Annotated in this window: 7 protein-coding genes; 6 read left to right on the top strand and 1 reads right to left on the bottom strand. The window is 50.9% G+C overall.

What is annotated here, in order from left to right; genetic code table 11:
- Positions 1-578 precede the first annotated feature (578 nt).
- A complete protein-coding gene (locus tag MHZ89_RS22445) occupies positions 579-746 on the bottom strand; it encodes a hypothetical protein (protein WP_311784654.1) in 168 nt (55 codons plus the stop codon).
- A 330-nt stretch (positions 747-1,076) separates the two neighbouring features.
- On the opposite strand from MHZ89_RS22445, the gene MHZ89_RS22440 reads away from it, so the two are divergent.
- From MHZ89_RS22440 to MHZ89_RS22415, 6 genes are all read left to right on the top strand, one after another.
- A complete protein-coding gene (locus MHZ89_RS22440; protein WP_311784653.1) occupies positions 1,077-1,961 on the top strand; it encodes a replication initiation protein in 885 nt (294 codons plus the stop codon).
- Entirely contained in the window at positions 1,958-2,599 is a 642-nt protein-coding gene (locus MHZ89_RS22435; RefSeq protein WP_311784652.1) for a hypothetical protein, read from the top strand. Before MHZ89_RS22440 ends, MHZ89_RS22435 begins: the two co-directional genes overlap by 4 nt.
- A gap of 251 nt (positions 2,600-2,850) precedes the next feature.
- A complete protein-coding gene (locus MHZ89_RS22430; RefSeq protein WP_311784651.1) occupies positions 2,851-3,090 on the top strand; it encodes a hypothetical protein in 240 nt (79 codons plus the stop codon).
- A 103-nt stretch (positions 3,091-3,193) separates the two neighbouring features.
- Positions 3,194-3,373, top strand: coding sequence for a Rop family plasmid primer RNA-binding protein (locus MHZ89_RS22425; RefSeq protein WP_311784650.1), 180 nt, complete (start codon positions 3,194-3,196; stop codon positions 3,371-3,373).
- 10 nt (positions 3,374-3,383) lie between these two features.
- Positions 3,384-3,785, top strand: a complete 402-nt coding sequence (locus tag MHZ89_RS22420) for a helix-turn-helix domain-containing protein (protein WP_311784649.1) — start codon at positions 3,384-3,386, stop codon at positions 3,783-3,785.
- Between the two features lie 836 nt (positions 3,786-4,621).
- On the top strand, positions 4,622-4,876 hold the full coding sequence (locus MHZ89_RS22415; RefSeq protein WP_311784648.1) for a DUF2442 domain-containing protein: 255 nt from the start codon (positions 4,622-4,624) through the stop codon (positions 4,874-4,876).
- Positions 4,877-6,072 lie beyond the last annotated feature (1,196 nt).

Raw genomic sequence — 6,072 nt, 5'->3', positions numbered from 1 at the left:
GAGCGTTTTGCGCGCCTCACGGGAGCAGAAAAAAAACGTACCCGCCGGGGTGCGAAAGCTGTTCATCATGTTCCGTGCAGAGCGATGACAGAGAGTCGGCACGGAGTAGTACCATTCCGGGTCGGGTCCAAGTTCTTTTTGTTAATTTTATCTTATAAATCATTTATATAAATCAAAATAATTATCACTGCGCGTGACGCTTTCTGATGCATCTTTTTCTGCGCCTGCGCCTGCGCCTGCGCCTGCGCAATAGCACTTTTATGTTAAAAGTGTGACGCCCGGCGGGTATGAAGAAAAAAGATGCCGGCTTCGCTTATGTGCGCGCAGAGGAGGCCGATACCCAGAGTGTGCCTCACCAGGGGCGCATGGAACGATACTGCTGCTGTCTGTGCTGAAGGCTCCCGCTGCGGGGAGCCTTTTTTTGCTGCCAGCGCCTGCTGTGGCTTTGCGGAAGCGCGTTCTTGTTGCACACTTAAAGAGTGCCGTTCCATGCTGGTTTCGGCACGTTGTTGTGTATTTTGAACGCGCTACGTCGTTCAGCCCGCTGCGAAAGATGGCGGGTTTTTTACGATCGTAATTCAGCTCAGGCTTCGTGAACCCGGCCACTTCTTCGTAATCTCCTGCAGTTCGCGTTCCAGTTCGCCGATCCAGTCTCCATTTTTGTCGTTCTGCGAGCTTTTGTCGTCGCTGGTGCCGCCGTCTGTAGATTCTTGCGGTGATTCCCGGTCGTTCTCGTCGCGTGTCATCTGTGTTTCTCCCGCTCTGTACCGGAATATTGTCGGCCGCATAAGGAAAGTGTTCAGTGATCTTACGCATCATTTTTCAGCGGAACGGGAGCTGCAGGGCGCGATTTGAGATTGCTGTGAGGAAGGGCGTAACAGGGGTGTTATGGTAAATTGTTGTGGGATCGACAGAAGTTGCCAGACGGTGTAACGTTAGAGCCAGAAAAAACAAAGCCCCGGAAATCATGTCATATCTTGGCGGATCGCATGATAACCAGGGCCAGGTCGAAACCTTGAAGGAATCTTAGCACATGAACCGTGCCAGACAACAGCCCGCCATAAGCGCAGGGCGGATTGAGTAACGCTGCACTTAATCTTTTCAACGAACGCTTACCGCGTAAGCCGTACTTTTCGGACGATTTGCACTTTGGTGTACGTATTGCCGGTAAAGAACGTGCCATTCTGGCGAAATACATCCAGTTCAATCAGCCTCACGCCATGTTCTGGCTGGGATTCGACGTCGATCGCGCCGGTGCCGCCATCGACTGGAGCGACCGCAACGCGCCCGCGCCTACTCTGACCATCACCAATCCTGAAAACGGACATGCGCACCTGCTCTATGCCCTAAAAACCTCGATCCGTACCGCGCCAGACGGAAAAATGAAGCCATTGCGCTACGCCGCCGCTGTAGAGAACGCGCTACGTAAAAAATTAGAGGCCGATACGGGGTATTCGGGACTAATCTGCAAAAACCCGAACCATAGCCATTGGAAAATTGCCGTGTGGCAGCCAGAACTGTACACATTGGACTGGCTAGCTGACTATCTCGACTTGAACACCGCGAACGATAAAGAAATCGTTGCTGATTACGGCTTAGGCCGTAACTGCACTTTGTTCGATAAAACCCGCAGATGGGCATACCGAGCTATTCGTCAGGGCTGGCCTGAATATGACCAGTGGCTGCAAGCCTGCTATGAACGTGCCAGCGCTTACAACCTGCAGTTTGCATTACCTCTGGATGAAAATGAGGTAATGGGAATAGCAAAAAGTATTGCTAAATGGACTGAGTGTAATTTCAGCAAAGATTTGTTTTTGGAATACGTAAAAAATACGCATTCTTCAGAAATACAATCAAAAAGAGGCAAAATGAGTAAAGGTGGAGGTAGAAAGTCTCTTGGCGAACCGTGGGTTAAATTAGGTGTAAGTAGAGCTACTTACTTTAGGAATCGGAAAAAATGAGATTAAAGAACTGGCTTATCCCGCTTATTGCATGGATTGTTATTTTTATGGGACTGAAGTTAATTTTAGGTGGCGGGTGCAATGATGGGTGGGGCTCGCCCTCAATAGGAAGGATGGGGGCCTGCTCTCATCATGGCGGTGTTGACCATACAACAGGCTTCATTGCTTTTTTTATTTCCACGGCCATTGCCGCCTATCTTTTTTTTAAAATAGATGAGATGGATACAAGGAAAATAAAAAACGCTCATAGAATTCAAGCAAGCTATTTTGAAATGGAGTCTACTAGTGCTCCTTTCAATCCTTGCTATTCGTTAAGGTTAAGTTCAAAGGAAATCAATTTCACTCACCGGTTGAGTTGGGATGATGACAAGACTGTTATTAATATCCCATCCTCCCCCGAGGAGTTAAAATACATTCTGTCTTTATCAGAAAAAATAAAAAAAGACTTTGAAAATTTTAGAGAAGAAAACACTACTTTTGGATGCGATGGGGAGACAGTGTCCATTAAAAATTTTAATGGCTCCCAAGAGATGAACTTTGTTACCCCAATGCTATTCATTAGCTTTGAAAGTATATCTCCCGCAACGCTTGAAATGATGACTTACCTAAGGAATAGGTTAGGTTTTTACTTTCGTTGAAGATCATCTCAGCTTCAGTGAGACTAAACAACCTATATCAGATAACAGCCCTTTGGGGGGTTGCTCTTTTGTGCTCTCAACATGTTGTACCTACTCTGGTTGTACCGATTAAGTTTCTAATAAGGGACTCCTACCGTGAGAGCCGCCGGATGGATATCTTTGCTAGTAGGGTGAAGCTTACGGAAAACCGGGGTGCCGGGGACCAGGCTCGGGGGGAAAGGGGGGGCTGTTGACGTTGACTTGGAGGATTTATGGCTGGTCGTCTGCATGTTGTATCTAAGACTGAAAAGCAGTTTCTTGATGACGCTGTCTTTGCAGCGGAACGGGCAAAAGGCAAAAAGCTGTCCGGGCCGGAAAAAAAAGAGGTGTTGCGGGTTGCCCGCGAGCAGCTTCTGGGACAGCGTGAAGCTGAGGCCGCTAAAAAGGCACGGGCTGAAGAACGTCAGGCCGCTGAATTCACCTGGAGCAAACCTAAGCCTTTCCGTCGTTAGCCGGTAACGCTCGCCGCAGAGTTCGTCTGGCGTAGCCAGGGGAACCGAGGAAGCGTCATTTCACCTGTTTTCAGCATATGGCAGGTACGCACCGGAGCGTCTGATGACGAAACAGCAAAAAACTGCGCTGAACATGGCAAAATTCATTCAGGACCAGAGGCTGCTCCTGCTGGAAAGGCCCAACGAGCTGGATTTAGACAGTGAAGCGGATATGTGCGAAAAGCTTCATGAGGATGCTGAACGTCTTCATGCTGTGCTTCAGGACAGGTTAAAACAGGAATAACGGTAACCGGATGGCAAAAGTATCTATCAGTGAGGCCGCCAGGCTTACAGGTAAAAGCAGAACAACGCTGCACAGGTTAATAAAGACAGGTGAACTGTCTACTTGTGCAGGTGTGCGAAATTCAAAAATGATAGATATTTCAGAGCTTATTCGTGTTTTCGGTAATATTTCTGCCCCGGTCACTGAACAGTACAGCGAACAGGCTTCTGAACAGCGTGTTACAGTGCCTGATACGGCTAATGAACAGATGATTAACAGTCTGAAACAGGAGGTTGAACATCTCAGGACGCTTGTTTCTGCCCAGGAGTCTCATATCGACAGCCTCAGACAATCACTGCAGCTGCTTGAGCATAAAAAAGATATGCAGCAGCCTCAGCCGTCCCCGGTGAAATGGTGGCAGTTCTGGAAATAGCCGGCTGAAAGCACCTGCTTTTCTGGTAATTCTGGCCCCGACGGCGCGGTTGCTTTTGCGCTTCCTGCGACTCAGCTGGTATCTGTGCATCGGGGTGACGAATTGTTGAGTTCTTGCGAGGTTTCCCCAGGTCGCTGACCTGTTCGCGGCTTACGCCGGGCTGACTTGCGTCAGACTCCCTCCACACACCAGTCTCCTGGTGTCGCCATCGATACCGAGCCGTTCTTTTTCCTTTCTTAATGAAACCTGCCTGCAGTCGTGCCGGCAGCGTCGCGGTTAAAAGCCTGTTCAGGGCGCATGAAAACACGTAATACGTGCACGTCAGATTGTGGAAATCGCCGTCAGGCGTTGTGCCGCAGGGGCTGCAGCGTGGTTTTTTCACGCGTCACTTTGTTCTTGTTTCACTCGAACCAAAGTGACGCCGTTCAGTCCGGAGGCACGTTTGCCTCTGCAAACAGGTGCTTTCCAGAAGACGTAATGGTGATCGCAGGATACAGCGAGCTTTTCGCGACAGACCCGCTACAGGTTTATCGGCGTTATGGTTGCCGGTGCGTAAATGCCGGCAGCGGATGGCAGGACGGTCGGTGCCGGTCACTGCGTTGTAAAATGTACCCTCATCGTCGCGTCGTAGGTGCGCTGTTTGTGACGATATCTGCTTCCAGGGGCGGGCAGATGTACCACGCTTTGCGTTCTCCCTTTCAGGCTGCGGGAGTGTTCTGTACAGCCACCCGAAGGCGATCCTCTCAGGCTGTGGGATCATTGGTGGTCGTCATGGACGACAGGACTACCCAAGCATACTATCAACGTAAATTCGTGACGGTCAACCGGAGGTCGTGATGAGCGTATCTATCAAATCGGCAAAATTTGATCCCTACAATATGTGGCTGCAGCTGAGTGACGGCCGCACCCTGGGTGTACCACTGGCATACTTTCCTATTCTGGAGAATGCGAGCACGGAACAGCTGGAAAAGTTCGAACTGAGCCCGTACGGCATTCACTGGGACGAACTGAACGAGGATTTGGGACTTGAAGGTTTTCTGAGTACGCAGAAGCTGCAGCCGGTCCGGGCACGTTCAGCCAGAAAGACTTAACCAGGGGACAGGATATGTTTTGTAGCACCGCCACGCTGTGCCGGCTACAAAACAGCGGGACAAGATGTGTCTCCGGAGTACCGCCGGCACGCCAGCGCTTTTCATCAGGCGCGGCCCGATACCCTGAATTTCGTACGTACGAAATTTTCCTGCGATTCAGACGGAGGGCAGGATTCGCAAAGTGCTGGCGTTTGCACCCACCGGAAGCTGCCGCGCCTGGCGGCTTGGCCAACGCCTCACGGCCGCACAGTCAACTGTGCACCCGTTCACCGTTACCAGATCCCCTGAGTCCGGCCGGGCCTGCCTGCACTGGCTAAAGCCCTAAAACCGCGCAATCACCCCCGCGGGGGCGGTTCATTACCTGTTTTCACTGTCATACTTATTTGCCGGCTCTCTGATCGGTACCGGCTGACTGTTTGTGCAAATTTTGTCGGACATCCTGACCCTCGGTGTCCGTTTTTTTTGTTCAAAATCCGCCTTTAGTGACAACATCCGCCTGAAACCGCCCGCTATTCACCTGCATGCATAGCCATGCAGTCGTGCAAAACTTATCAGGGCGGATTTTCACGGTTTCGGGCAGGTAAAGGGCCGGGTTTTGGCCCGGACGCGGCAGAAACGCGCTGAGGGGCTCTCAGGGGGTGCGCCCAAGAACTCTTATGTTAAATATGAGTGCTTGCGCAACGGTGATTTTCTTTCCAGGCTAAAAGGGTGCTGATCCCTGCTGGTTTCGGCACGATGCAGTAGATTATGGACATGATTTGTTGTTCAGCCCGCTACGAAAGATGGCGGGTTTTTTACGTCTGGCTCCGTACAGCTGGCCGGCTGAAAAAAATCCCGAAACCGTGCGGAATGAGTCGGGATGGCAAAGCTGCCAGTGAAATTCGCGTCAAGGAAACACGCAACCCATCGTACCACAGTCTGAGGAGGCGATTTTTTCAGCGCGCCGGTGTGCGTTATGAACCCGCTTCACTGCAGCAAAGACAAGAGCGAATACTGGCCCGGATGGCGGTGCGTGACCGAACTCTTATGTTAAATCAGAGTGGCCGGCAGACACGGAATATCTCGCTATGGCTGCGCTTATGTTCGGGAAGAATATGCCGATAACTGTACATGTCCTGCACCAGGGACTGTCCGTTCTAATCCACTGTGATGCTGTATGCATTGCTCCCGTACTCCCGTGTGCGGGAGCTTTTTTT

The organism is Pantoea sp. ACRSB, from assembly GCF_022346905.1.
Lineage (GTDB): Bacteria > Pseudomonadota > Gammaproteobacteria > Enterobacterales > Enterobacteriaceae > Pantoea > Pantoea piersonii.
This window is presented reverse-complemented; position numbering and strand designations above follow the sequence as displayed.

What these genes read in the sequence shown, in the direction of transcription:
- MHZ89_RS22435 (WP_311784652.1), top strand. Translation starts at nt 1,958, where the DNA reads ATGAGATTAAAGAACTGGCTTATCCCGCTTATTGCATGGATTGTTATT.
- MHZ89_RS22430 (WP_311784651.1), top strand. Translation starts at nt 2,851, where the DNA reads ATGGCTGGTCGTCTGCATGTTGTATCTAAGACTGAAAAGCAGTTTCTT.
- MHZ89_RS22445 (WP_311784654.1), bottom strand. Translation starts at nt 746, where the DNA reads ATGACACGCGACGAGAACGACCGGGAATCACCGCAAGAATCTACAGAC.
- MHZ89_RS22415 (WP_311784648.1), top strand. Translation starts at nt 4,622, where the DNA reads ATGAGCGTATCTATCAAATCGGCAAAATTTGATCCCTACAATATGTGG.
- MHZ89_RS22420 (WP_311784649.1), top strand. Translation starts at nt 3,384, where the DNA reads ATGGCAAAAGTATCTATCAGTGAGGCCGCCAGGCTTACAGGTAAAAGC.
- MHZ89_RS22425 (WP_311784650.1), top strand. Translation starts at nt 3,194, where the DNA reads ATGACGAAACAGCAAAAAACTGCGCTGAACATGGCAAAATTCATTCAG.